The organism is Sphingomonas sp. GW821-FHT12D09 (genome assembly GCF_058807215.1).
Map to the genome: position 1 here is coordinate 86,186 of NZ_JBXAQL010000002.1, position 25,430 is coordinate 111,615.

The window sequence follows — 25,430 nt, forward strand, 5'->3', positions numbered from 1 at the left end:
AGGCAGAACGCCAGTTGCGTGGCGGAGGACGGGGATTGCCTCTCCCGCACCGAACCGGCCATCCCGGAACGGCTGTCGGTCGATAGCCTGGACTTGCACGTATCAGCGTTGCTTCTTCGCAATCGTCGCGGTGAAGTCCGGATCCTTGTTCGCCACCCAATCCACGAATTTGCGCACGTTCGGATTATCGAGCAGGCCTGTCACGTCCATCCCATGGCGCTGCAGCTCGGAATTGGTGAAATTGGCGATCAGCGTCTGCTGGCAGATGGAATGCATCGGCACGACATCGCGGCCGCCGCGGCTCTTGGGCACGGGATGGTGCCAGACGATGGTCTTGCCGGTCGGGCGGCCGCAGAGCCAGCAGAGCACCGGCGCTGCCGGCGCCTCGTCTTCCTGCGGGAGATGGTCATAGGGATCTTTCGAACGCTTGCGGGCCATAGGTCGATCCAACTGCCTTGATTTCCTTCAGCCTGTAGCGATGCGAACGGCGGCGTCATATGGCAAGTTCATAACGCCGGCCCTTTGCCGCAACTCGACTGGAAGAGAACAATGACGAACCCGTCGAAACCCTGGGATGGAGAGCTGGTCCGCAAATGGCTCGAGCGTCGTTTCGAGGTGTCGCGGCTGGATCAGGCGGCAGCGGACAGGCGCGGCTATGAGGCGCGGGACGACTATGACAAGGCCGCTGCCGAGGAATGGGCCTGCCGTGCGCTCAAGGACGCCGCTTGCACAAGCGACCAGGCAGCGTTCGCCGGGCGCCTCAAGGAGCTGATCGGCCAGGACGACTATCCGGCGACGAGTACCTATGACGATACGCGGTACGAACGGCATGTTCGCACCTATCTCAGGAAGCTGGCCAAGATGACGAAGGCGAATGAGGGATTCGAGAAGACCCTGCGACACCAGTGAAGTGGGTGAAGTGCCGTTGCTGGCATGCTAACGTCCCGACATGCTTCATACGCGCGGCCTTGGCGGCACTGTCGAAATCGACGGATCCAAATATGACTGGGAGCTTCAGAGCGAGCCCCAGCTATCCGATGCCGATGGCTGGAGGGGCATGACGGTCTCGTTGCGTCAGCAGGATATGCCGCGCGAGGCGCTGCTGGAATTTCCCACGCCGAAGCGTCTTCTGAAAGGCTTGCCGAAAGGGCGCTCCCACATCAACGACGCGATTGCCGCAAAAGGGGTGCGCGCGGCGTTACTAGCGGGGTGGGATCCAGCGTCGCGCGGCAAGACCATGGTCTTCATGGTCGATGCCAACGGCGACTAGGGGGCATGCGCCGCCGTTCCCGTCGCGATCTTCGTGAACGGCGGCTTTCGCCGGCGCGGTGCTGAAAGTTGCCGGACAGCAAACGGCCCGGCTCCCGCCACTGGGGTTTCAGTCGCCTACAATAGCTGTCGCGACGGCCTGATCGACGGCGAGGTGGTGTGTCAGTTGCTCAGAAACGCCAGCTCGGCGTGCGCGTGCGGGCCTGGCCGTTCATGCGCTGCACAGCGCGCATCGTGCTATGAGGCCGAGATGCTCGCGCTCCTCCTCCTCCTCCTCCTCACCCTTGCCCAGCCCACCGGCTTCGCCTGTACCGCAGCCGGGACCAAGCTGCTCGTCCCCGCGACCACGCCCGAGGCGGCGTGCGCGCGGGTGAAGGCCGGGCTGGTGCGCGCCGGGGTGCGGCCGGACAGGGTGAGGGTGGCGCTGCGCTTCGAGAAGCCCGGCATCGCCACGGCGCGGGTCACCAGGATCGCGGGCGGGCGCGCCACGGCACTGCCCGAAATCTCGGTCGCCACCTCGGATCGGGCGATGGGACCATCCACGATCGATCTCCTTGCGCGGGAGATTGCAGCGCGCACGGCGAACCGGTAGGAAGTACCCAGTTGCCCACGCGCCTGGCTGTCGGGAACAAGTCCGTCAGTTCACGCCCTTTTCTGGTGAGAGAGCATGCCTGACAGCGTACCCGGCGATAGCTCGACCACCATTGTCCTCGATGTAGGCGGCACCGTCACCACGACGATCGAGACGCAGGGCGATCGCGACTGGTACCGCGTCACGCTGGTCGCGGGGCATAGTTACAGCTTCGCCACCAATTCGGTGAACCAGGATGATGTCGACAGTTATCTGCGGCTGTACGATGCGGGCGGCACGCTGCTGCTGTCGGACGACGATGGCGGGGCGGGGACCCTTTCCGAGATTCATTTCACCGCGACGACGAGCGGCACCTATTACATCGCCGGCGCGACCTATAACGACCAGACGACCGGCACCTTCCTGATCCGGCTGACCGACACCGCGGCGGCGGCGCCGGACACGATCGCCGGAGACGTGACGACGACGAGCACGATCGCGCTCGACGGCACCGCGACGAGCAGCATCGATCGCCAAGGCGATCACGACTTCTACCGCGTCACGCTGGTCGCGGGGCAGAGCTACCTGTTCCAGACGCTGTCGACCGGCGGCGCGGGCGATGTCGATTCGACGATCACCATCCGCAATGCGGCCGGCAACGAGCTCTCCTATAATGACGACCGGGTCGGCACCTATTCGGGCGTGCGCTTCACCGCGACGACCAGCGGCACCTATTATGTCGATGTCGGCGGCTGGAACGACGAAGAGACCGGCGCCTACAAGCTCAACATGGTCACCGCGCCGGCGCTCACCGTGTACAGCAACGACCAGATCGCCCACCAGCTGACCGACGATTACTGGAACGGCAACCGCCACCATTTCAATGTGGCCGCGGGCGGCACGCTGACCTTCAACGTGAGCGACCTGAGCACGGCTGCCGCCAATCTGGCGCGCCAGGCGCTGCTGCTGTGGACCGACGTGACCGGCATCACCTTCAGCGAAGTGACGACCGGGGGCGCGCTGCTGTTCTCCAACGACGAGGACGGCGCCTTCACCAGCGCAGTCTATTCGGGCGGGATCACCACCAGTGCGACGGTGAACGTCTCGCAGGCCTGGGTGGACCAGTATGGCACCGGGCTGAACAGCTATTCGTTCCAGACCTTCATCCACGAGATCGGCCACGCGCTGGGGCTGGGGCATGGCGGGCCGTATAACGGCAGCGCGGACTATCCGGCGGACGCTGCGTATCTCAACGATGCGTGGATCACGACGGTGATGTCGTATTTCGACGAGAACGAGAACAGCTATTTCCACGACCTTGGCTTCACCCGCCAGTACACGGTGAGCCCGATGGTGGCGGACGGCGTGGCGATCGCCTCGCTCTACGGCGCCAACACGCTGACCCGGACGGGCGACACCACCTACGGCTTCAACAGCACCGCCGGCCGCGACATCTATGACGCGACCAAGAACCCGACCGTCGCCTATACGGTGTTCGACAATGGCGGCGTCGACACGCTCGACTATTCGGGCTTCGGCCAGACGCAGACGATCAACCTGACCCAGGAGCAATTCTCCAGCGTCGGCGGACGGACGGGCAATGTCTCGATCGCGCGCGGGGCGGTGATCGAGAATGCGATCGGCGGCAGCGGCGCCGACCTGATGATCGGCAACGATATCGCCAACAAGCTGACCGGCGGGGCGGGGGCGGACACGCTGATCGGCCTGGCGGGCAACGACACGCTGGACGGCGGCACCGGCGCCGACAAGCTGAACGGCGGGCTGGGCGACGACCTCTATTATGTCGATGACCAGAACGATGTGATCTACGAAGCGGCGGGCGAGGGGAGCGACAGCGTGCTGGCGAGCGCCAGCTTCTATCTCTACGCCAATGTCGAGAACCTGACCCTGGTCGCGGGCACGGCAGCGCAGTTCGGCGTGGGCAACGAGCTGGCCAACATCCTCACCGGCAATGGCGGCGACAATCTGCTGATCGGCCACCAGGGCAACGACACGATCTTCGGCGGCGCGGGTGCGGACTGGATCTATGGCCAGGAAGACAATGACACGCTGTGGGGCGGCACCGGCATCGACTATCTGGTGGGCGACGACGGCAACGACGTGCTGCACGGCGAGGACGGCGCGGGCGAGCAGGACTTCCTCTATGGCTGGGCCGGCAACGACACCTATTATGTCGATGCGCAGAACGACTTCACCTTCGAGAACCTCAACGGCGGGACGGACACCGTCTATGCCAACATCGCCGGCGGCACCTATTACCTGTTCGACAATGTCGAGAACCTGATCCTGCAGGGCACGACGCTATACGGTGTCGGCAACGCGCTGGACAATGTGATCACCGGCAGCGACGCGGCCAACTGGCTGCTCGGCGGCGCGGGCAATGACCGGATCGACGGTGGCCTGGGCAATGACGCGCTCTACGGCGAGGCAGGCGCGGACACGTTCGTGTTCGGCGCGAACAGCGGGCTGGACACGATCGCCGACTTCGCTCCGGGCACCGACAAGATCGACCTGTCCGCCTATGGCTTCACCAGCTTCGCGCAGGTGCAGGCGGCGATGACCGACCAGGGCAACGGCGTGATGAACATCGCGTTGAGCGGCGGCAATTACGTGCTGCTGATCGGCGTGGCCAAGGCGCAGCTGTCCGCGGGCGATTTCATCCTGGGCGTGGCGCAGGCCCCCGAAAAGCCCGACGTGATGGCACCGGAGAAGGTGAAGAGCGCGCCGGTGATGGCCGTCGATGGCGGCGGCAAGGGCGACGCGCAGCAGATCATCGTGCCGGATGCGGCCGCCCTGTGGCACGACACGCAAGCACCGGCCAGCCACGGTCTGGCGCAACTGTTCCACACCGGCGAGGAAGCGCGCGGCGAGTTCGACGGGATCCCCTTCCACATCGACATGCTGATGCCGGTCGACGGCGACCCTTTCCACTTCGCCTAGAGTCTCGGGGCCGGATTCCTTTCAGGAAGCTGCACCATGGTTTCACGCGCCGTTCAGCGGCGTGGGACGAGTCTCGGCCAGGAACAGAGAGAGGGGAAGGCCATGCGGTTCGAGAGGATGATCAGGCTGACGATGCTGGCGGGCGCGGCCTGGGTGTTGCCCGGCGCCGCGCAGGCGGCCGCGGTGGCGGCGGCCCCCGGATCGGCACCGCGCCAGGCGGTCCAGCAATCCGCCGATGACTATCAGTGGATCGACCGCGCCGACGCCCTGTGGGACGCGATCGGCGATGCCCCGCCCGATACCGCCTTCGCCTTCGAGGGGCAGGAGCCCTGGGCCTGGCAGACCGGCGACGGCGATACGATCATCGTCGAGGACGCCGGCAGCGAGGGCATCCGCAGCTATTATTTCGCACCGGGCGCCACGGCGCCGTTCCTGACGGTCGAGCCGGGAATGAGCTTCGCCTTCGACGGCGGGCGGCTGGCGATGGTCTATGACGCCGACGGCGAGGCCGCACCGCGCGGCGAGTTCGGCGATTATGACGATGCCGCGCACGACCTGTTCGATCGCGGGAGGCGGCTCTACCGCGCGCTCTCGGCACGGGACTATCGCCCGGTCGATGCCGATGCCTGGATCGACGCCAGCCCGTATATCTTCGGCTTCATCCAGCTGTGGGACGAGGGGCGCAGCCGCTATCCCGGCTGGAGCCGCTATCATGCGCGCAGCGACGCTTCGGCGTGGCGCCGGCGCTTCGACGCCGAGCAGCGCCGCCGCCGCGAGCAGGCGCTGCGCTTCAGCCGTTGGCGCCAGGGTGGCTTCCAGGGCCCGCCGCCGGGCCGCTTCCACACGCCGGGCCAGCCGGGAGGGCCGGGCCGTCCGGGAGCCGGTCGCCCGCCGCAGCCGGGGTCGGGCTGGTCGCACCAGCCGGGGGCGGGCCGTCCGCCCCAGCCGGGCAGGCCGGGACGTCCTGGCGGGCCCGGAGCCAATCCGCCACCGCCGGGGACCGGAATGCCGCGTCCGCCGGTTGTCACGCCCGGCAATCCGGCACCGCCGCCCTTCACCCGGCCCGCGCCGGACCGGCCCGACGGCGCGCCCGACTGGCGCCGTGGCCGTCCGCGTACGCCGCCGGCACCGGTGACGGTGCCCGAGGCGGGCGTGCCAACGCCGCCGACCATGCCGCGGCCCGATGCGCGCCCGCCGCGCCCGCGCGGCGACGGCAATGGCTGGGGCCGCCCGCCCGCACCGGCGGCCACGCCGATGCCGGTGCCGACGCCCCCGGGGAGCGTGGACAGCCCGCCCGCACCGCGTCCACCGCGGCCCGAGGGCGGCTGGCGCCCGCGCCCTGCCCCCGACGCGTCGGGGGCGACGCCCGCGCCGCAGTTCCGCCCGCGGCCCGTGCCGCCCAGCGTCTCCGCACCGCCACCGCGGCCGAGCTATACGCCGGCGCCCCAGGCAGCGCCGGCCCCCGCGCCGACACGGCCCAGCTACACGCCGCCGGCACCACGCCCCGCACCGCCACCGCGTCCGGCACCGCCGCCGCGCAAGATGTCGGCGGACGATGGTGGCGAGAAACTCTAGAGGCATGCGGCGCCGGGGATCCCGGCGCCGCATGCCGGATCAGCGGAAGACTGCGATCAGGCTTTCATAGGCCTGGGCGGACGGCGCGCCCTCCACCAGCACGCCGTGCCGGAGGAAATAGGCGTGGCGGACGATCTCGGCCTGCTGCTCCAGCCCATATTTGATGAGCGGCTGGCCGGGCTTGAGGGCATAGGTGTAGCTGCAGAACGGATGGCGCTTGAGCGGCAGGTAGATGCCGCGCTGGCTCTGCCAGATATGGCAGAGCTCGTGCAGGAACAGGCCGTGGAAGCCCAGCCCTTCCTTGCTGTAATCCTCGCGCCACTTGTCGCTGTCCGGATGGAAATGGATGTGGCCGGTGGGCGCCATGGTGGTGTTGACCGGCTGGAAGGGAAACCATTTCCGCCGCCGGATCTCGACGCCTTCCAGGTTGATCGCGTCATGATAGATCGAGCGGGCAAGGGCGATCTCGCCTTGCGTCAGTTTCCGGCCCTCGCCTTTTTCGGTCATCGTCGCTCCGCCCCCTTCGGCTTCCCCAATTGCTAGGATGCGGGGCGAGTTCCGGCCAATGCTATTTGCGCCGTGCCGGACTTGTCATCCGCTGGCCGGCCCGCCAGATAGCGCGCTCGCAAGTTCCGAAGGAGTGAGCCGCCATGCGCCAGGAAATGACCATCGTCCGCCCGATCGTCTCGTCCTGCCTGCAGGTGCCCCATGTCTTGCTTCGTAACCCTGGATACGCTTTCCGCCGCCACGCCTGAGGGCGTCCGGCTCTTCGACACTCTGACATTGGCGCTGGGGCGGGAACGCACCGGGCTGGTCGGGCGCAATGGCTGCGGCAAGTCCACGCTGCTGCGCATCGTCGCGGGCGAGGTGCTGCCGGTGGGCGGCAGCGTGGTGCGCGCAGGGACCGTCGGCGTGCTGCGGCAGAGCTGGCCGGAGAGCTGGCGTGTCGATGAAGTGCTCGGTGTGGGTGACGGGCTTGCCCGGCTGGCGCGGGTGCTTGCCGGCGAAGGCAGCGATGCGGATTTCGACGCGGACTGGACGCTGGAGGAGCGGGTGAGCGCGGCGCTGAGCGAGTCCGGACTGGGCGCGCTGGCGCTCGACCGGCGGGTGGCGACGCTTTCGGGGGGCGAGCGGACGCGGGTGGGGATCGCGCGGCTGCGGCTCGATGCGCCCGACCTGCTGCTGCTCGACGAGCCGACCAACAACCTCGACTCCGAAGGCCGCGCCGCGGTGGCGGCGCTGCTTGGCGAGTGGAAGGGCGGGGTGCTGGTCGCCAGCCATGACCGGGCGCTGCTCGAGGGAATGGACCGGATCGTCGAGCTGACGCCGCGGGGCGTGCGGGTGTTCGGCGGGGGCTGGTCGGCCTTTGCCGCGGCGCGCGAGGCCGAGCGCGAGCGGATGGCTGGCGCGGTCGAGCGCGCGAGTGGCGTGCTGCGTAGCGCCGAGGCGGGGGCGCAGCAGGCGCGTGAACGCCAGGCGCGCCGCGACCGGGCCGGTCGTACTTTTGCCGCCAGCGGATCGGCGCCGAAGATCTTGCTCGGGCGGCAGAAGGAGCGGGCGGAGAATTCGGCCGGACGCGGAGCCGGGATCGGCGAGCGCGTTGTCGGCGAGGCGGAGGCGCGGCTGGCGGCGGCGCGGGACGCGGTGGAAGTGGTGACGCCGCTGGTGATCGAGCTTCCCCCGACCGCGCTCCCCGCCAATCGCCGGCTGCTGGCGTTCGAGGATGCGGCGCTGGTGCGCGGGGAGCGCGTGTTCGGGCCGTGGCGGTTTTCGGTTGTCGGCCCCGAGCGCGTCGCGGTTGTCGGGCCGAACGGCGCGGGCAAGACCAGCCTGTTGCGGCTGGCGGCGGGGGAACTGGCGCCGGACCGCGGGCGCGTGTGGCGCGCCGAGGGACGAGTGGCGATGCTCGACCAGCATGTCGGGCTGCTGGCGAACGGGGCTTGCGTGCTCGACAATTTCCGGCGGCTGCATCCCGGGGCGACCGAGCGCGAGGCCCATGCGGCGTGCGCCCGCTTTGCGTTCCGCAACCGGGATGCGCTGAAGCTGGCGGGGGAGCTGAGCGGCGGCGAGCGGCTGCGCGCGGGGCTGGCCTGTGTGCTGGGCGGGGCGGTGGTGCCGCACTTGCTGCTGCTCGACGAGCCGACCAACCATCTGGACGTCGAGTCGGTCGAGGTGCTGGAGGCGGCGCTGGCGGGCTATGACGGGGCGCTGCTGGTGGTGAGCCATGACCGGGCGTTCCTGGACGCGATCGGGGTGGGGCGGGAGATTGCGGTGGGGCGGTGAGCGGCGGTTATTGGGTGGATTGCGGATAGTCCACTATCGGAATGCGTCGCACTGAAGCAGACGTGACCGCTACGCCAACTCAATCTCCGTTTGAGTTGCGTCGTTCGCTATTCGGCGAAGCCCATCCAACATCGATAGCCCGCCTCCTACCTGAAATGCCGCCAATCGCGCCGAGCCAGCGAACACCAGCTTCACTTCTCCAGGCCAGCCGGGGCCGCCTCCTTCAATCGCATCCCAGAACGCGTTGAGATTGCGCCCAAAGAAACGCGCATCTTCAGGGGCAATAGCATCGACATAGCGTTGCCAAACTTCCGAAGCAGATTTGCGCCGTTACAGTCGATGTAGATGGTCCGCATTCGGGATGATCGTTCATCGGACGAGCGTCCGCAACCGGGGCGAAAGCCGTCCTAGCTCAGCGGCGGCTCCCCCAGCCCTTCCTGGACCATATCGATCTCGCGCACCCCGCGGCTGAGGCGGGCGGTGTTGACCAGCTCGCGCAGCTTTTCGCGGCGCAGGCGGGCCTGGGCCACGTCGCGGATCACCAGCGGGGCGTCGCGGGTGGTCTCGTCGGACGAAGTGATGCTGATCGTGCCGATGTCCGCCAGCTGGTTGACGATCGAGAAGTCGATGCGGACATCCTTGACCCGGTAGAGCTCGATCTCGTCGATCGACTTCTGGAAGATGCCCTTGTGGAGGATCAGCCGGTCCTCGGTGATCTCATAGGCGATGGCGATGTTCTCGAACCATTTGAGGAGGACGACGATGATCGCCACGGCGAGCAGCAGCGGGGCGACCCAGGCGGCGCCGACCAGCGTGCCCTGTGCGAGGAAATAGAAGCTGCCGGCAAGTCCCGCAAGGAACAGGAAGCAGGTGCCCCAGCCGGCCAGCGTGCCGAACAGCCAGCCGAGCGTGGAGGAGCGGAAACGGTCCAGGATCTGCGGCATTCGGGCCCTCCCTCGGGAATTCTTGAGGAGAGGATAGCGCGGATCGGCGGGGCTTCAACTCAACTCGTATATTTGTCGCAGGTCGCGCGGGTCGCGGTGGGGGCGGGGTTGAACAGCTGCGACAGGTCGCGGCGGTCGCGGACCAGGAACGAGGCGACGTAATGGAGCTTGGCGGGCCCCATGAAGGCGCCGCCGAACAGCCGCTGATAATCGTAATTCACTTCGACGAAGATCAGCGCGGTGCCGCTCACCGTGGTGACCACCGCGCCGGGATCGCCCATTCCGGTGGAAGTGGTGCCGGCATTGGCCTTGGTCGCATCGGTGCCGGCAGTGACGGCGGTGGTGCCGTAGCTCGAATCATAGCCCGCGCCGCTCTTCATCCCGAAGCAGCGCTGCCAGTGGATGCGCTGGACCGGGGCGGTGTCGTAGCTCTGCTGGATGTTCTCGAGGCTGGAGAGGATGACGCGGCCATTGGTGCCGAGGTTGAGCGCGGCGCCCTGGAGGCGCGCGGCCTGGAGCGCGTTGTTGAGGTCGAGCTCGCGCAGCTGGACGGTGGAGAGCGCGGTCATCGCGCCCATGCGCGAGCCGTTGTCGGCAAGGTTGCCGGCGATCTGGCTGATGCGCAAATTGGCGATGGCCAGGTTGGCGGTCTCGACGCCGTAGCAGCCGAGCACCAGCACCACGGGCAGCGCCAAGCCGAATTCGAGCATCGCCACGCCCTGCCGGGCGGCGGCGAGGCGGCGGAGGAAGCGGAGCATCGTCATGTGCAGATCGTCGCCGGCGTGTTGGTGTTCTGGGTGGCGTAGGGCTGGTTCATCAGCGTGGTGCTGGCGCTGAGCGTCGCGGTGCCCGGCCAGCCGAACCAGCGGGTGACGGGGAACAGGCGGCTGTAGCTGATCTGCGCGGTGTAGACCGTCACGTCATTGGCGCCGCCCTGGCCCGCGCGGCCGGCATCGGCGTCCCATTGGCCATTGCCGTTGACGTCGGTGTAGCATTCGCCGGCGTTGCGCACGCCATTGTTGTTGGTGTCGACGAAAGGCTCCGGAGCGACGGCGCTGAAGCTCGAATAGCTCAGCCGCGTCGGATAGCCGGTGGCGAAGCTCGCCCGGGAGGCGACCGCACGGACCTGGGTGAGCACCTTGGCGTCGATCGTCGCCGCGGTCGCGCCCTGGATGCCGCTGTCGCGCCCGGCCTTCTGCACCGCGCCGGTGAGCACCGACTGGACATAGGCCTGATAGCCGAGCTCCATCATGCCCATCATCAAGGTGAGCATCACCGGCAGCACGAAGGCGAACTCGACCACGGTCACGCCGCGGCGATCCCGCAGGAACCGAGCGGGGGTCACTGCGACACGCGGAGCATCGCCACCTGCTTGGCGATGTTGGCAAAGGCGGTCGAAAGCCCCGAGCCGGTGGTGGTGGCGAGCGCCTGGCTGGTGGTGGTGGCGCAGTTCTTCATCTCGGTGGTGGCGCTCGAATCGATCGTCACCGTCCACACCTGGATGTTGCGCGCCTTGGCCGCGCCGCACTCGGCCAGGAAGCGGGCATTGTGATAGGCCTTGAGGTTGGTGAAGTCGCCGCCGCTCACCCGCCGGTCGTAATATTCATTGCCGTACATGCCGTAGACGCCGGTGTTGGGCGCCATGTCGCCATCGGTGAGGAACACGATGACGCGGTTGGGGGTCTGGCGCGCGGGCCAGGCGGCGGTGTCGGCCGCGAAGATGCCCGAGGGCGAGATCATGCGGGTGCCCCAGATCATGCCGACATCGTGATAGGTGCCGCCGATCGGGCGGAAATCGGTCGCGTTGACGAAGTTGGACACCTGGGTCCGGGTCATCACGTCGAGCCGCGAAACCGGCTTGCCGCACGAGACATAGCCTGCCTGGTAATAGGGCGTGGTGCCGATATTGGGGTGGCTGTTGCTGTCCCCGGTCGACGTCGCGGTGGCGGTGCTGTTGTAGTTGTTGCGCGCGTAGAACAGCTCCGGCCACATCGGCTTCCACTGGGTGTCGATATTGGTGTTGGGGACCAAGTCGGGATCGAGATCGGGCGGCAGCGAGCCCTGGCTGAAGCTCGTCGTGCCGGCGGTGGTGGCGCGCTCCTCGATGCAGCCGGTCCAGCGATTGGTGGCGCCGGTCGTCTTGCTGGGATCGGCGACGGCATTGCCCGCGACGAAATTGCGGATGTCGAAATTCTGCTGCTGGTACTTCCAGATCGGCGTGCCGAGCAGGTTGCCGGTCTGATAGCGCGATTCATAGTTCCACTGGACGTTCGCGCTGCCCGAGCCGCCGACCATATAGGCCGGCGACAGATCGACGATCGCCTTACCGGCATTCACCGTCGAGGTGTAGGTGACGAAGCCGTAGCGGATGTGCGTCGACGGGTCCGCGGACGAGGCCATGGTATCGTAGAAGCTGAGCACCGCCGAGCGGAGCGCCGCGATGCGCGAGTTGGTCTTCTCCGGCACATAATAGGCCGTGCTGCCCGGATAGCCGGCGACGCTGTCGTTGCCGCTGCCGGCGCCGTCGGCGGGGCGCGTGTAGCTGGTGGTGCCGGCGGAGGAGACATAGGAATTGCAGGTGCTGTCGTCGTCGCTCGGCAGGCAGGCCATCGAGCCGGTGGTGTCGAGCACGAAGATCACATCGGTATCGGCGATGTCGTAGCTTGCCTGGCAGGTGACGGTGATCGTCTGGTTGGCATAACCGAACATCGACATCACCGTCATCGGCACGGTGGCCGTGGCGGTGCCCGAGACCTGGGCGTCCGACGTCTTGGCCGGCGTGAAGCTGGCGGCAGTGGTCCTGAACCAGCCGGTGCGGAAATTATTGTTGAAGAAGGTCTGCGCCGCCGTGGTGGCGGTGGGGTCGAGCGTTGTGTTGGTGAGCGAGCTATCGGTCATCGACTTGCGCCCGGCGAGCACGCCGGAATCGCAGGCCTGCTGGAGGCGCGCCTTGACCACATAGAGGCGGGCGGAATCGATCGCGCAGCCGCAAAAGGCAGCGAGCGGCACCAGCATTGCCGCCATCATCACCAGGGTGGTGCCGCGCTGGTCCCGCTTGAGACGCGTCAGGAACCCCGAAACCTGTAGCCGATCCTGCTCCACCATCTGCTCCGCATCGGGACCTGATGCGGTCCATCCAGTGGAGCGCTTTTCGACTGGAATTCCAAAGAGCTAGTTGCCGAGGGGGTAGGGATTTCCACGCCACGTAATATTACGGGAGGGCGGGGTTTCCATCGTCATCCCCGCCTTTGCGGGCCGAATCTGCTCCCCTCGCTTGCAGGGGGAACTTGAATGTCGATCCGGCCTGGATCTTCTCCCTAGCCGGCGGGTGCAGGATCGCCGGCGCCGACCACCTTGGCATCCACCCGCAGCGTCTTGCCGCTGGCGAAGGAAAGCGTGAGCGGGACCTTCTGCCCGGCCTTCACCGCGGGGCCGATCGACATGAGCATCACATGGCGGCCGCCCGGCGCGAATTCGAGCGTGCCGGCGGCGGGGACGGCGACGTCCTTCAGCGGCGCCATCGACATCATGCCGTGATCGCCCTTCATGCTCTCGTGCAGTTCGGCCCGAATCGCGGCGGGGGTGGAGACAGCCAGCAGCGTGTCCTGCGCCGGTCCGCCTTGGACGGTGAAATAGGCCGCGCCCGGCTGGCCGGACACGGCGGGGAGGCGCACCCAGGCGCGGTCCGCTTTCAATTCGCCCTTGGGCGCGCAGGCGCTGAGCGCCGCCAGTGCGAGTAGGCCCGGAAACAGCCGCATGCGTGTGACTCCCATTTCGGGATCGGCTGTAGAAAGCCATGCTTCTTGCGGCAAGCGCGCGGCCACCTATATCCGGCGACGTAAGCGGTTCTCCGCGCTGCCTCTTCGCAGGGGCGCAGGGGGCCAAGTGTTTGATTTAGGACTGGGGGCCAACGAGGGACTATGGCTAAAGTAATCGGTATCGACCTGGGGACGACCAACAGCTGCGTTGCAGTGATGGAGGGCGGCAAGCCCAAGGTAATCGAGAATGTGGAAGGCGCACGCACCACGCCTTCGATCGTCGCCTTCGCCAAGGATGGCGAGCGACTGATCGGTCAGCCGGCCAAGCGCCAGGCGGTGACCAACCCGGATTCGACGGTGTTTGCAGTGAAGCGCCTGATCGGCCGCCGCTTCGACGATCCGATCACCAAGAAGGACACCGAGCTGGTGCCCTACACCATCGTGCGCGGGCCGAATGGCGACGCCTGGGTGCAGGCCGGCGGCGAGGATTATTCGCCCAGCCAGATCAGCGCCTTCATCCTGCAGAAGATGAAGGAAACCGCGGAGAGCTATCTCGGCGAGACCGTCAGCCAGGCCGTGATCACGGTGCCGGCCTATTTCAACGACGCGCAGCGCCAGGCGACCAAGGATGCCGGCAAGATCGCGGGCCTGGAAGTGCTGCGCATCATCAACGAGCCGACGGCGGCTGCGCTCGCCTATGGCCTCGAGAAGAACGACGGCAAGACGATCGCGGTCTATGACCTTGGCGGCGGCACGTTCGATATCTCGGTGCTCGAGATCGGCGACGGCGTGTTCGAGGTGAAGGCGACCAACGGCGACACCTTCCTGGGCGGCGAGGATTTCGACGCCAAGCTGGTGCAGTTCCTGGCCGAGGACTTCAAGAAGGCCGAGGGTATCGACCTGACCAAGGACAAGCTGGCGCTCCAGCGCCTGAAGGAAGCCGCCGAGAAGGCGAAGATCGAGCTTTCGAGCGCGCAGACCACCGAAGTGAACCTGCCCTTCATCACCGCCGACGCCAATGGGCCGAAGCACCTGGTGAAGACCATCAACCGCGCCGAGCTGGAGCGCCTCGTCGAGGAGCTGATCCAGCGCACGCTCGAGCCGTGCCGCAAGGCGCTGGCCGATGCCGGCGTCAAGGGTTCGGCGATCGACGAAGTTGTGCTGGTCGGCGGCATGACCCGCATGCCCAAGGTGCGCCAGATCGTGAAGGAGTTCTTCGGCAAGGAGCCGCACACCGGCGTGAACCCCGATGAGGTGGTTGCGATCGGCGCGGCGATCCAGGCCGGCGTGCTCCAGGGCGACGTCAAGGACGTGCTGCTGCTCGACGTGACTCCGCTGAGCCTCGGCATCGAGACGCTGGGCGGCGTGTTCACCCGCATGATCGACCGCAACACGACGATCCCGACCAAGAAGAGTCAGGTCTATTCGACTGCTGACGACAATCAGCAGGCGGTGACCATCCGCGTCTTCCAGGGCGAGCGCGAGATGGCGGCGGACAACAAGATGCTCGGCCAGTTCGACCTGGTTGGCATTCCGCCGGCGCCGCGCGGCGTGCCGCAGATCGAAGTGACCTTCGACATCGACGCCAACGGCCTGGTCAATGTGTCGGCCAAGGACAAGGGTACCGGCAAGGAGCAGCAGATCCGCATCCAGGCCTCGGGCGGTCTTTCGGACAGCGACATCGAGCAGATGGTCCGCGACGCGGAGAACTTCGCCGAAGAGGACAAGAAGCGCCGTGCCGGCGCCGAAGCCCGCAACAATGCCGAGAGCCTGATCCACACCACCGAGCGCCAGCTCCAGGAGAATGGTGACAAGGTCGATCCGAGCCTGAAGGCGGAGATCGAGGCGGCGGTGGCCGAGGCCAAGGCCGCAGTGGAAGCCGGCGATCCGGACGACATGCAGGCCAAGAGCCAGAACCTCGCCCAGGTGGCGATGAAGCTCGGCCAGGCGATCTACGACAAGCAGCAGGCGGCCGAGGCTTCGCCCCAGGCAAATGCTGCGCCGGAGAACGAAGCGGGCGGCGAGGAAGTCGTCGACGCGGAATTCTCCGAGGTGGACGACAACAAGGCGTAAGTAACATGCGTACCCACCGTCATCCCGGCGGAAGCCGGGATCCAGAGCCAGAGGCGATGTCGCTTGTGACCCTGGACCCCGGCCTTCGCCGGGGTGGCGGCCAGGGCGGGGGCCGGGTTTAAATGACCACCGAAGTCGATTTCTACGAGCTGCTCGAAGTCGAGCGCACCGCGGACGAGGCGACGCTCAAGTCCGCCTATCGCAAGCTCGCGATCAAATATCATCCCGACAAGAATGCCGGGTGCAAGGACCATGAGGCCAAGTTCAAGGCGATCAACGAAGCCTATGACTGCCTGAAGGATCCGCAGAAGCGCGCGGCCTATGACCGGTTCGGCCATGCGGCGTTCCGCAACGGCATGGGCGGCGGCGGCCAAGGCCACGGCGCGCAGGATTTCGGCGCGTTCAGCGACATCTTCGAAAGCGTGTTCGGCGAGTTCATGGGCGGACGCTCCGGCGGCCAGCGCCAGCAGCGCCGCGGCGCGGACCTGCGCTACGACATGGAGATCACGCTCGAGGACGCGTTCCACGGCCAGACCAGCGAGATCACCGTCGATGTCTCCGGGCATTGCGACACGTGCGACGGCACCGGCGCCAAGCCGGGCACCAAGGCGACCCAGTGCAAATATTGCGGCGGACACGGCAAGGTGCGCGCGCAGCAGGGCTTCTTCATGGTCGAGCGCGCTTGCCAGCATTGCCACGGTGCCGGCGAGATCATCGATGAGCCGTGCCGCGACTGCCGCGGCGAGGGCCGGGCCGACAAGACCAAGACGCTGAAGATCAACGTGCCGCCGGGCGTGGACGAAGGCACGCGGATCCGGCTGCAGGGCGAGGGCGAGGCGGGTGCGCGCGGCGCGCCGGCCGGCGACCTCTACATCTTCCTGCACGTCAAGAAGCATGGCCTGTTCGAGCGTGAGGGGACGAACCTGTTCGCGCATGCGCCGATCAGCTTCACCACCGCGGCGCTGGGCGGCGAGATCGTCATCCCGGGCCTCGACGGCGAGAAGCACGTCATCAAGATCGCGCCCGGCACGCAGTCGGGCCGCGAAGTGCGCCAGCGCGGCGTGGGCATGCCCGTGCTGCAGGGGCGTGGGCGCGGCGACCTGGTCGTCGAACTCGTCGTCGAGATGCCGACCAAGCTGACCGCCAAGCAGCGCGAGTTGCTCGAGGAATTTCGCTCGACCGAGACGGGCGACGAATGCCCGCAGAGCACGGGGTTCTTCGCCAAGCTCAAGGCGGCCTTGGGCTGAGGCCTGGGTAGAATCCGTGAGGTGGAAATCTCCCCTGCGGGCTAACCGCGGGGGAGATTTGCATTCGGGCTTTGATGTGAGACGAGATTGGCAACCGGCGCTGCCGCTTCCCACCGTCACCCTGAACTTTTCAGGGGGGGGGCAACGCGCCCCAAGCGGTATCGCCGGTGGCGCGCTGGATGCTGAGACAAGTTCAGCATGACGAAGAAGAAGCCGCAGCTCCCTCTCACCGCTCGTTACGTTAACGTAAGCTGCAAACCGGGTTCAGCATCGCCTCAGCCCGACTCGCCTAGACCTGTCCTCAACACCGGTGCCCTGCGTGCCGGCCAGAAGAGGAGACAAGATCATGCGTAAGACGCTTCTGGGCCTCGCGGCCATGGCCGTTGCCCTTCCCGCCCTGTCCACACCGGCAATGGCGCAGCGCCATGGTGGCTATGACGGCTATCGCGGCGACAATGGCCGCTACGAGCGGAGCTACGACAACCGCGGCTATGACAATCGCGGCTACAATGACCGCGGCGGCTATTATAACGGCCCGACCTGGCGCGGGCGTGACGGCCGCAATTATTGCCGCCGTTCGGACGGCACCACGGGCCTGTTGCTGGGCGGTGTCGCCGGTGCGCTCGTCGGCCGCAGTGTCGACCGCTACGGCGACCGGACCCCGGGCACGTTGCTCGGTGCCCTGGGCGGCGCGCTGCTCGGCCAGGCGATCGACAAGGACAATGGCGGCCGTCGCTGCCGCTAAGTCCTTCGGGATTTGAGATGGAGGGGCCCGGTGGAAACGCCGGGCCCTTTTCGCGTCGGTTCGTTCGGTAACGGCGTTGCCAGCACGGCCTGGCGCGATGAGGATGCGCAAGCCGCGGTTAAAGGGGGAATCGCATGTTCGCATTGCTGACTGGACTGTCCTGCGCGATCGCGCCGCTGGCCCCGCCGCCGCGCCAAGACGCGCAGGCGGCGGCCCGTCCGGAGGCCGGCCAGACCCTTGCCGGGCAATTGGTTGAGCTCACCGTTCCCACCGAACTGATCGTGCGGGACGCGACAAAGGCCTTCTCGGCCAGCTTCCGCACGAGCTTTTTGCGCGATCCCCGCGCAGAGATCGCCGAGAAGCGCGTGCCCGGCCTGGCCGATGCAGTGGTGAACGCGGCGACGGTGAAGATGCGCGAGATCCTCACCGCGGCGATGATCCCGGCAAAGGCCCGCATTTCCGCCCAGTTTGCCGCGCGACTGGACCGCGGGGAGCTCGAGGCGGCGGTCGCCTTCTTTTCCGGGCCGATCGGCCGACGGCTGCTGGAAGCGACTCCGCAGATCGCCGCGCGCGGCGGGGTCGTCGGGGTCCTGACCCCGCGGGAAATAGCCGCGCTCGGGACCTTCTCTCAGACCAGGGCGGGCCGGAAGACGGACGCGATGACGCTGCAGCAAGGGGCCGAGATGAGCGCGATGGTCCAGCAGGCCATGGCTGCCGCGCAGCGGGAGATCGACGCGATCGCGCTGGCCGCCGCGAAGGAATATGTGCGCGCGCATGGCGCCGCGTCGCCGGGGTCCCAGCCCGTTTACGAAAGCTCAGCGCCCGTCGTCGCTCCAGTGCGGCGGGTCGCTCAGCAGCTTGATCAGGCCATAGCCCGCGCCGAGCTTGTGGAGATCGGTGTTGGCGTCGCCAGAGCGCGGCGTGGCGATGTCTCGGGCCTTGCCGGCCTTGTCCTTCACCTTGATCGTGCCGGACCAGGTGATCGTCATGTCGATCGCGCGGCCCTGGATATGGCGTGAGGTGAGCGAGGGTTCGAAGGCGATTCCGAACAGATCGACCATCGCCTGCGCGCCGGCCTTCGACCTGGCAAGGTCGCCATGATCCCATTGGATCATGAGGCTGGGCAATGCGGGGACCTTGTCCGGCGCGACCGAGCCCTTCGCCACGCACCAGCTGTAATGCATCAGATGTGCGCGGAGGGCGTTGCGGCGGGTGGAGGAGATTGTGACGGCGGCGCCGGCGTCCTTCAGCGCCCTGAGAAAGGCGGCGACGTTTGCCTGGAAGGGCTGGACCAGGTCGGCGACGGTGGCGCTGTTGGGGTATTTGGCCTGGTTGGCGTTCCACCAGTCGGCGCCCGAGAGGATCGGGGCGGAAAGCGCTGCCCAAGTCTTGCCGCCGGGGCCGATCAGCCCATCGGGCCTGGGCATTGCGAGCGCCTTGCCCTGGTAGCCGGTGATCGCGGCGATGGTGAGCGTGCCGCATTCGCCGGTGGTGGGGAGCAGCTTCTGGCCGGTGGCGCCGAGCCAGGCGTTGAGCAGATGCTGGACGACGAGCACGTCCGCCAGGTCGTTGACCCCGCCTTTGCCCACCGATGCGCCGATCGCCAACCGCCCCTCCTCACGTTCGAGTCGCTCGGAGGGGTAACGGGTCGAATCCTACATTACCATCGGGGTTGCGCCCCGCATGCCGTCAGGCGAAGACGCGCTCGAAGATCGTGTCGACCTGGCGAAAGTGATAGCCGAGGTCGAACTTGTCCTCGATCTCCGCCGGCGAGAGCGCGGCGGTGACTTCCGGGTCGGCCTTGAGCAGCTCGAGCAGCGAAAGCTCGCCGTCGCTCTCCCACACCTTCATCGCGTTGCGCTGGACGAGGCGGTAGCTGTCCTCGCGCGACACGCCGGCCTGGGTGAGCGCGAGCAGCACGCGCTGCGAATGGACGAGGCCGCCCATCCGGTCGAGGTTCTTCTGCATGCGCGCCGGATAGACCAGCAGTTTGTCCATCACGCCGGTGAGGCGCGCCAGGGCGAAGTCGAGCGTGATCGTCGCGTCGGGGCCGATATAGCGCTCGACCGAGGAGTGGCTGATGTCGCGCTCGTGCCAGAGTGCCACATTCTCCATCGCCGGGATGGTCGCGCTGCGGACCATGCGGGCGAGGCCGGTGAGGTTCTCGGTCAGCACCGGGTTGCGCTTGTGCGGCATCGCCGACGAGCCCTTCTGACCGGGAGAGAAATATTCCTCGGCCTCGAGCACTTCGGTGCGCTGCAAGTGGCGGACCTCGACGGCGAGGCGCTCGATCGACGAGGCGATCACGCCGAGCGTGGCGAAGAACATCGCGTGGCGGTCGCGCGGGATGACCTGGGTCGAGACGGGCTCGATGCTCAGGCCGAGCTTCTCGGCGACATGCGCTTCGACGCGCGGATCGATATTGGCGAAGGTGCCGACCGCGCCCGAGATCGCGCAGGTGGCGATGTCGGCGCGGGCGAAGACCAGGCGCTCGCGGTTGCGCTTGAACTCGGCATAGGCCTCGGCAAGCTTGAGGCCGAAGGTGACCGGCTCGGCATGGATGCCGTGGCTGCGGCCGATCGTCGGGGTCAGCTTGTGCTCATAGGCGCGGCGCTTGAGCACGTCGAGCAGCTGGTCGATGTCGGCGAGCAGGATGTCCGATGCGCGAGCGAGCTGGACCGCCAGGCAAGTGTCGAGCACGTCCGAGCTGGTCATGCCCTGGTGCATGAAGCGGGCTTCGTCGCCGACCTGCTCGGCCACCCAGGTGAGGAAGGCGATGACGTCGTGCTTGGTCACGGCCTCGATCGCGTCGATCGCGGCGACGTCGATCGCCGGGCTGGTCGCCCACCAGTCCCACAGCGCCTTGGCGGCGCTCTTCGGCACCACGCCGAGTTCGGCCAGCGCCTCGGTGGCGTGCGCCTCGATCTCGAACCAGATGCGGAAGCGCGCCTCCGGCGACCAGAGCGCGGTCATTTCGGGGCGCGAATAACGGGGGACCATTGCAAGCCTTTCGCCGGGAGTGTGGCGCGCCCCTAGCAAGCGGGGGGGAGAGGGGCAACCGAAGCGGTCCAGTTGCAGGCGGGCCACAGGGCAAATCAAAAGCGATGAGCTGGCTTTTCGTGGAGATGAGTTGAGGAAATTACGATGAGATGATTGGTTGGTATCGTGAATGCATCAACAGATCATCAAAGGGCCGGAAAAGTAACGGCCTGACGAATAACAGGAGAGTTACAGATGCTGAAGCCCATGCTTCTTGCGACTTCCATGCTTTTTGCCATTCCTGCCATAGCACAGCAGGCTCCCGCGCAGGACAATACGCAGCCGGCGCAGGCCGTGCCGATGCAGGAACAGTCCACGCCACCCGCGACCGACGACAAGGCGCCCGCCGCGCAGGATCACGCAACCACGGCCCAGACGGCACCGGCCCAACCCGCGACTCAGCCCGCCCAGGGCTTGGCGCAGGAAACCGGCACGACCGCAGCGGAACCCGCTGCCCAGCCGGTAGCGACTGCCGAAGCGACGCCCGCCACGCAGCCGGCGGCGACCCAGGAGCAGGTCGCCCAGGCCGTGGGCCGCGACTTTGGCGGCTATGACAAGGATGCCGACGGCAAGCTGAACGCCACCGAGTTCGCCGCCTGGATGGGCAATCTGCGCAAGGCGGCCGAGCCGACCTTCCAGCCCGGCACGCCGGAGGCAGCGACCTGGACCGCCCAGGCCTTCACCACCGCCGATACCGACAAGAGCGCTTCGGTGAACAAGCAGGAGCTGACGGTCTTCCTGACGCCCAAGCCCTCATAAGACTTTCGTCGCGCCGGATACGCATGGCGCTACTCCCGAACGGTCGCCGGACTTGCCTCCGGCGGCCGTTTGATTTGCGCTTAGCCGACGGCGCGGCCTCGGCGCGGAGGACGCGGGGGCCAGCACTGCGCGATCTCGCGCTCGCGGGCGCGCCACTTGTCGAGCATGGGCCCCATATTGTCCCCGGCCCGCCATGGCTGATCGAAGACATCGACACGACCCTGATAGTCGAGCTCGCGGAATTTCTCCTTGCGAAAGGCGGGGTACATGGCATCGGACATCAGCATCGGCGAGTCCACGCCGCGGATGCCGAGCAAGCCAAGCGTGCACCAGTGCGCGCCTGCAATTGCCTCGCGGCTAACGCGGAGCGGCTGCGCAACCGCCTTGTCCGGATGTTTTTCACTAAGGCGTCCCCCACTGCGTTTCCCATGTCGAATTCCCAGCGGATGCTGCCGTCGTGATCGAGGTAGTTCGAGAAATAGGCATCGAGCCCTGCGGTAAGCAGGCAATCGATGTCCTGGCCGACGCTATTTTTGTACCAGGCACCAAGATCCTCGCCAGTCTTGCGCCTGAGCGTGATGGGCTCGAAGAAATGCAGCCCAGGCTCCCAGCGCTCGACGAAATCCCGGAAGCGCTGGCTGCATACGCGGATCGTGCGCACGGTGATGATGTCCGGGACCTTGCCTGCGGTCTTGCGCTCCTGCGTCGCTGAAATGACGTGGTCATAGCCGGGCTGGAACGGCGCGCGCCCGGCGACGAACTCGGCGTAATGCAGGGTCGGCCGGAAATATTCCGGCTGGTCGGGTTCGAAGGGCGTGTAGGCGGCCCCGGTCGTGCAGCGCTTGAGCAATACGGGCACGCTCTTCTCCTAAAAAGATCGCAACAGGATCGAAGGCCGGGCATGTCAGGCGCGCTAAATCAGCCCCTGCCCCCTAAGCGAAGCGTGGCCCTCCCGCCCCAGGATGATGTGGTCGTGCACCGCGATGCCCAGGCCCTTGCCGGCGGTGGCGATCTGGCGGGTGATCTCGATATCGGCACGGCTGGGGGAGGGGTCGCCCGAAGGGTGGTTGTGGACCAGGATCAGCGCCGCCGAGCGCAGGTCCATCGCCCGGCGGATCACTTCGCGGACATAGACTGCGGCCTCGTCGATCGTACCCTCGCTCATCAGCTCGTCGCGGATCAGCATGTTCTTCGAGTTGAGGTGCAGGACACGGAAGCGCTCGGTGGTGTGGTGGGCCATGTCGGCGCGCAGGTAATCGAGCAGCGCCTGCCAATTGGCGAGCACCGGCCGCTCGGCGACTTCGGCGCGCAGCAGGCGGAGCGCTGCGGCATGGGCGGCCTTCAAGGCGGCGACGCTGGTCTCGCCCATGCCCTTCACCCGGGCGAGTGCTTCGGCGTCGGCGGTAAGAAGACCGGCGATTCCGCCGAATTCGTGGAGTAGCGCCTTGGCCAGCGGCTTGGTATCCTGGCGCGGAATCGCCAGGGCGAGCAGATATTCGACGAGCTCGTGATCGAGCAACGCGTCCGGTCCGCCCTCGAACAGGCGGCGGCGCAGGCGCGCGCGGTGACCGCTATTGTCGGGGGCTTCGGACATGGCGGGGTTGTTCCTGCAAATGCTGCGCTATTCAAGGCGAATTCGCGCGGGTCCGGACCCTAGAGTTGACTCGCCCGGCGGTGCTTCCTAAAGCGCCCGAGCAACGCGGCCGAACAGCTGGCGATGCTCAAATGTCGCTGGCCCGTGTCGGCGGCTTTTTTCTTATCTGGATCGCCTTGACCGCCTTGACCCAAGACCGTGCTCCCAGCGACCTTGACCGCCGCATCGCCGATGCGAAGGCGGCCGAGGCTGCGCGCACCGGTTCGGCGGTGCCCAAGGCGCCGGGGGACGCCAAGGGCTACAAGCAGGGCTCGCGCGTGCTGATGGACCTGATCGGCATGCCGCTGGGCGGTGGCATATTGGGCTATGCGCTCGATCATTGGCTGGGCACCAGCCCGTGGTTCCTGCTGGGCCTGCTCGCGCTGTCGATCGCGGCAGCTTTCCGTAGCATCTACAAGATTTCGAAGGAGCGGGCAGAGTGAGCGCCGGCGCAATCAATCCGATGGAGCAGTTCGAGGTCGGCAAGCTGATCAAGCTTGACGTGCTCGGCTACGACCTTTCGTTCACCAACTCGGCCCTGTTCATGTTCGTCGTGGCGGCCCTGCTGTTCGTGTTCATGCTGGGTGGCATGAAGCGCGCGCTGGTGCCCGGCAAGTGGCAGCTGATGGCCGAAGGCGCGGTGGGCTTCATCGATTCGATGGTGAGCACCAGCATCGGCAAGGGCGGCAAGAAGTTCGCCCCGTACATCTTCACGCTGTTCTTCTTCATCCTGTTCGCCAACCTGATCGGCATCCTGCCGCTGGCGATCGTGCCGGGTCTGCACACCTTCGCGGTGACCAGCCACATCACCGTGACCGCGGTGCTGGCGTTTTTCTCGTTCGGCATCGTGCTGCTGGTCGGCTTCTGGAAGCATGGCCTGAAGTTCTTCACGCTGTTCGTGCCGCACGGCGCGCCTTTGTGGCTGATGCCAGTGATCATCCCGGTCGAGTTCATCTCGTTCATGGTGCGTCCGTTCTCGCTGGGCCTGCGACTGTTCGTCGCGATGACCGCAGGGCACATCCTACTCGAAGTGTTCGGCAGCTTTGCGGTGCAGGGCCTGAACGCGGGCGGGATCGGCTATGGCGTGTGGTTCGCCTCGATGCTGATGATCATCGGCGTGAGCGCGCTCGAGCTGCTGGTCTGCGCGATCCAGGCCTATGTGTTCGCGCTGCTGACCTCGCTCTATCTCCACGACGCGGTGCATCTGCACTAAGTCGCGCTGTTTGTTTGGTTTATCTGGATTACGTAGGGAGTTTGAAATGACTGATACTGGTCTCATGTACATCGGCGCCGGTCTTGCGGCGATCGGCATCGGCCTGGCCGCTCTCGGCGTGGGCAACGTGTTCGGTTCGTTCCTCGAGGGTGCGCTGCGCAACCCCGGTGCCGCTGATGGCCAGCAGGGCCGCCTGTTCATCGGCTTCGCCGGTGCCGAGCTTCTGGGCCTGATCGCGTTCGTCGTCGCGATCCTGATCCTGTTCGTCGTCAAGTAAGCCACTAGCGGCCTGGGGACGTCCAATGCCACAGCTATCCCAAATCCCTGAGATCTACGCGTCGCAGCTCTTCTGGCTCGCGATCGTGTTTGCCCTCATCTATTTCGGGATCGGCAAGGCGATGGTCCCGAAGATCGAGCGTACGGTCGAAGACCGCAACGCCCGCATCGCCGGCGACCTCGCCGCGGCAGAGGCTGCCCGGGACGCCGCGCAGGCATCGGATGCCGCCTATGAGCTCGGGCTGGAAACGGCCCGGGCCACGGCGCTCGCGACGCTGAGCAAGGCCAAGGACAAGGCGACCGCCAAGTCCGAAGCCGAAGTGAACAAGGGCGATGTCGCGTCCGAGGCGAAGATCGCCGAGGCCACGCAGCGCATCGCCGCTACCAAGGCCCAGGCACTAGGCGAGATCGAGTCCGAGACGGTGGAAGCCGTCCAGGCGATCGTCGCCAAGCTCTCGGGCGTGAATGCCGACCGCGCGTCGGTCGCACAGCAAGTGAAGGCGGCGCTGGCCAATGGCTGAGGAACCTCATGGCATGAAGACGCAGACCGGCACGGTCGAGCTGCATCATGAGCCCGCGGCTTTCGGCGTCATCACCGCGCCGATGTTCGTCGCCATCGCCATGCTCATCGTGGTCGGCATCGTGCTGTGGAAGCGCGTGCCGGCGATGATCGGCAAGATGCTCGACGCCAAGATCGCGTCGATCCGCCAGCAGCTCGACGAAGCCACCGCGCTTCGGGCCGAGGCGGAGGCCGAGTTGGCCAAGGCCAAGGCACGCACCGCCGCGAGCGAGGCGGATGCCGCCGCGATCGTCGCGCATGCCGAGGCCGAGGCGAAGGACCTGCTCAAGAAGGCAGAGGCCGACGCCAAGGAACTGACCAAGCGCCGCGCCAAGATGGCCGAGGACAAGATCTCCGCCGCCGAGCGCACCGCGATCGCCGAAGTGCGTGCGCACGCCGCCGATGCCGCCGCAGCCGCAGCCGGCGCGATCATCGCCGAGAAGCATGGCGCGGAAGCCGACAAGGCGCTCGTCGACAAGACGATCGCAGGGCTCGGTCGCTTGAACTGACGTGCCGAGGGGGCGG

Annotated in this window: 28 protein-coding genes; 16 read left to right on the top strand and 12 right to left on the bottom strand. The window is 66.8% G+C overall.

The features are described 5' to 3' along the window. Window positions 1-102: 102 nt before the first annotated feature. A complete protein-coding gene (locus AC1RPL_RS10215; RefSeq protein ID WP_493069197.1) occupies window positions 103-438 on the bottom strand; it encodes a hypothetical protein in 336 nt (111 codons plus the stop codon). Window positions 439-549: 111 nt separating this feature from the next. Here AC1RPL_RS10215 and AC1RPL_RS10220 point away from each other — a divergent pair, with 111 nt between their 5' ends. From AC1RPL_RS10220 to AC1RPL_RS10240, 5 genes are all read left to right on the top strand, one after another. Then, a complete protein-coding gene (locus AC1RPL_RS10220) occupies window positions 550-909 on the top strand; it encodes a hypothetical protein (RefSeq protein ID WP_493069198.1) in 360 nt (119 codons plus the stop codon). A 40-nt stretch (window positions 910-949) separates the two neighbouring features. After that, window positions 950-1,270, top strand: a complete 321-nt coding sequence (locus AC1RPL_RS10225; protein WP_493069199.1) for a hypothetical protein — start codon at window positions 950-952, stop codon at window positions 1,268-1,270. Between the two features lie 249 nt (window positions 1,271-1,519). Next, window positions 1,520-1,861, top strand: coding sequence for a hypothetical protein (locus AC1RPL_RS10230; protein WP_493069200.1), 342 nt, complete (start codon window positions 1,520-1,522; stop codon window positions 1,859-1,861). A gap of 75 nt (window positions 1,862-1,936) precedes the next feature. Next, window positions 1,937-4,801, top strand: coding sequence for a M10 family metallopeptidase C-terminal domain-containing protein (locus AC1RPL_RS10235; RefSeq protein WP_493069201.1), 2,865 nt, complete (start codon window positions 1,937-1,939; stop codon window positions 4,799-4,801). A gap of 102 nt (window positions 4,802-4,903) precedes the next feature. After that, a complete protein-coding gene (locus tag AC1RPL_RS10240) occupies window positions 4,904-6,376 on the top strand; it encodes a hypothetical protein (protein WP_493069202.1) in 1,473 nt (490 codons plus the stop codon). 39 nt (window positions 6,377-6,415) lie between these two features. Here the strand turns inward: AC1RPL_RS10240 and AC1RPL_RS10245 are convergent, their stop codons facing one another. After that, on the bottom strand, window positions 6,416-6,883 hold the full coding sequence (locus AC1RPL_RS10245; RefSeq protein WP_493069203.1) for a vgr related protein: 468 nt from the start codon (window positions 6,881-6,883) through the stop codon (window positions 6,416-6,418). A 201-nt stretch (window positions 6,884-7,084) separates the two neighbouring features. Between AC1RPL_RS10245 and AC1RPL_RS10250 the strand changes: the two genes are divergently transcribed. Beyond that, window positions 7,085-8,659 (top strand): ATP-binding cassette domain-containing protein, encoded by a 1,575-nt coding sequence (locus tag AC1RPL_RS10250; protein ID WP_493069204.1) that lies wholly within the window; start codon window positions 7,085-7,087, stop codon window positions 8,657-8,659. 69 nt (window positions 8,660-8,728) lie between these two features. Here AC1RPL_RS10250 and AC1RPL_RS10255 read toward each other — a convergent pair whose 3' ends face one another. The 6 genes from AC1RPL_RS10255 to AC1RPL_RS10280 form a co-directional block, all read right to left on the bottom strand. Next, window positions 8,729-8,944: a barstar family protein gene (locus tag AC1RPL_RS10255; protein WP_493069832.1), complete on the bottom strand. Its 216-nt coding sequence runs from the start codon at window positions 8,942-8,944 to the stop codon at window positions 8,729-8,731. Window positions 8,945-9,066: 122 nt separating this feature from the next. Then, window positions 9,067-9,603 carry a PH domain-containing protein gene (locus AC1RPL_RS10260; protein ID WP_493069205.1) on the bottom strand — a complete coding sequence of 179 codons (537 nt, stop codon included), beginning with the start codon at window positions 9,601-9,603 and terminating at the stop codon, window positions 9,067-9,069. A gap of 59 nt (window positions 9,604-9,662) precedes the next feature. Continuing rightward, a complete protein-coding gene (locus AC1RPL_RS10265) occupies window positions 9,663-10,367 on the bottom strand; it encodes a TadE/TadG family type IV pilus assembly protein (RefSeq protein WP_493069206.1) in 705 nt (234 codons plus the stop codon). Then, a complete protein-coding gene (locus AC1RPL_RS10270) occupies window positions 10,364-10,948 on the bottom strand; it encodes a TadE/TadG family type IV pilus assembly protein (RefSeq protein ID WP_493069207.1) in 585 nt (194 codons plus the stop codon). The genes AC1RPL_RS10265 and AC1RPL_RS10270 overlap by 4 nt, the downstream gene beginning before the upstream one ends. Further along, window positions 10,945-12,708 (bottom strand): TadE/TadG family type IV pilus assembly protein, encoded by a 1,764-nt coding sequence (locus AC1RPL_RS10275; protein ID WP_493069208.1) that lies wholly within the window; start codon window positions 12,706-12,708, stop codon window positions 10,945-10,947. Before AC1RPL_RS10275 ends, AC1RPL_RS10270 begins: the two co-directional genes overlap by 4 nt. A 212-nt stretch (window positions 12,709-12,920) precedes the next feature. Then, on the bottom strand, window positions 12,921-13,361 hold the full coding sequence (locus AC1RPL_RS10280) for a copper chaperone PCu(A)C (protein ID WP_493069209.1): 441 nt from the start codon (window positions 13,359-13,361) through the stop codon (window positions 12,921-12,923). 162 nt (window positions 13,362-13,523) lie between these two features. On the opposite strand from AC1RPL_RS10280, the gene dnaK reads away from it, so the two are divergent. The 4 genes from dnaK to AC1RPL_RS10300 all read left to right on the top strand — a co-directional run bounded on the left by dnaK (window position 13,524) and on the right by AC1RPL_RS10300 (window position 18,445). Further along, the gene (gene dnaK, locus AC1RPL_RS10285) at window positions 13,524-15,434 is read left to right on the top strand and encodes a molecular chaperone DnaK (RefSeq protein ID WP_493069210.1); all 1,911 of its coding nucleotides are present in this window, start codon (window positions 13,524-13,526) and stop codon (window positions 15,432-15,434) included. A 122-nt stretch (window positions 15,435-15,556) separates the two neighbouring features. Beyond that, complete coding sequence (gene dnaJ / locus AC1RPL_RS10290; protein ID WP_493069211.1) at window positions 15,557-16,681, top strand: molecular chaperone DnaJ; 1,125 nt, start codon at window positions 15,557-15,559, stop codon at window positions 16,679-16,681. 346 nt (window positions 16,682-17,027) lie between these two features. Next, window positions 17,028-17,426: a glycine zipper 2TM domain-containing protein gene (locus tag AC1RPL_RS10295; protein WP_493069212.1), complete on the top strand. Its 399-nt coding sequence runs from the start codon at window positions 17,028-17,030 to the stop codon at window positions 17,424-17,426. A gap of 134 nt (window positions 17,427-17,560) precedes the next feature. Continuing rightward, entirely contained in the window at window positions 17,561-18,445 is an 885-nt protein-coding gene (locus AC1RPL_RS10300; RefSeq protein ID WP_493069213.1) for a DUF2059 domain-containing protein, read from the top strand. A 670-nt stretch (window positions 18,446-19,115) separates the two neighbouring features. On the opposite strand, the gene purB is transcribed toward AC1RPL_RS10300, so the two are convergent. Further along, window positions 19,116-20,426: an adenylosuccinate lyase gene (gene purB / locus AC1RPL_RS10305; protein WP_493069214.1), complete on the bottom strand. Its 1,311-nt coding sequence runs from the start codon at window positions 20,424-20,426 to the stop codon at window positions 19,116-19,118. Window positions 20,427-20,690: 264 nt separating this feature from the next. On the opposite strand from purB, the gene AC1RPL_RS10310 reads away from it, so the two are divergent. Beyond that, entirely contained in the window at window positions 20,691-21,224 is a 534-nt protein-coding gene (locus AC1RPL_RS10310) for an EF-hand domain-containing protein (RefSeq protein WP_493069215.1), read from the top strand. A gap of 80 nt (window positions 21,225-21,304) precedes the next feature. Here AC1RPL_RS10310 and AC1RPL_RS10315 read toward each other — a convergent pair whose 3' ends face one another. The 3 genes from AC1RPL_RS10315 to radC are packed head-to-tail and all read right to left on the bottom strand — an operon-like array spanning window position 21,305 to window position 22,818. After that, a complete protein-coding gene (locus tag AC1RPL_RS10315; RefSeq protein ID WP_493069216.1) occupies window positions 21,305-21,505 on the bottom strand; it encodes a hypothetical protein in 201 nt (66 codons plus the stop codon). Next, window positions 21,505-22,083, bottom strand: a complete 579-nt coding sequence (locus AC1RPL_RS10320; protein ID WP_493069217.1) for a hypothetical protein — start codon at window positions 22,081-22,083, stop codon at window positions 21,505-21,507. The genes AC1RPL_RS10315 and AC1RPL_RS10320 overlap by 1 nt, the downstream gene beginning before the upstream one ends. Window positions 22,084-22,137: 54 nt before the next feature. Then, window positions 22,138-22,818 (bottom strand): RadC family protein, encoded by a 681-nt coding sequence (gene radC / locus AC1RPL_RS10325; RefSeq protein ID WP_493069218.1) that lies wholly within the window; start codon window positions 22,816-22,818, stop codon window positions 22,138-22,140. Window positions 22,819-22,994: 176 nt separating this feature from the next. On the opposite strand from radC, the gene AC1RPL_RS10330 reads away from it, so the two are divergent. From AC1RPL_RS10330 to AC1RPL_RS10350, 5 genes are all read left to right on the top strand, one after another. Continuing rightward, a complete protein-coding gene (locus AC1RPL_RS10330; RefSeq protein WP_493069219.1) occupies window positions 22,995-23,300 on the top strand; it encodes an AtpZ/AtpI family protein in 306 nt (101 codons plus the stop codon). Further along, complete coding sequence (locus AC1RPL_RS10335; RefSeq protein ID WP_493069220.1) at window positions 23,297-24,070, top strand: F0F1 ATP synthase subunit A; 774 nt, start codon at window positions 23,297-23,299, stop codon at window positions 24,068-24,070. Before AC1RPL_RS10330 ends, AC1RPL_RS10335 begins: the two co-directional genes overlap by 4 nt. 64 nt (window positions 24,071-24,134) lie before the next feature. Beyond that, window positions 24,135-24,347: a F0F1 ATP synthase subunit C gene (locus tag AC1RPL_RS10340; RefSeq protein ID WP_493069833.1), complete on the top strand. Its 213-nt coding sequence runs from the start codon at window positions 24,135-24,137 to the stop codon at window positions 24,345-24,347. A 25-nt stretch (window positions 24,348-24,372) separates the two neighbouring features. Next, on the top strand, window positions 24,373-24,867 hold the full coding sequence (locus AC1RPL_RS10345; protein ID WP_493069221.1) for a F0F1 ATP synthase subunit B family protein: 495 nt from the start codon (window positions 24,373-24,375) through the stop codon (window positions 24,865-24,867). After that, a complete protein-coding gene (locus tag AC1RPL_RS10350; RefSeq protein ID WP_493069222.1) occupies window positions 24,860-25,414 on the top strand; it encodes a F0F1 ATP synthase subunit B family protein in 555 nt (184 codons plus the stop codon). Before AC1RPL_RS10345 ends, AC1RPL_RS10350 begins: the two co-directional genes overlap by 8 nt. The last annotated feature ends 16 nt before the right edge of the window (window positions 25,415-25,430 follow it).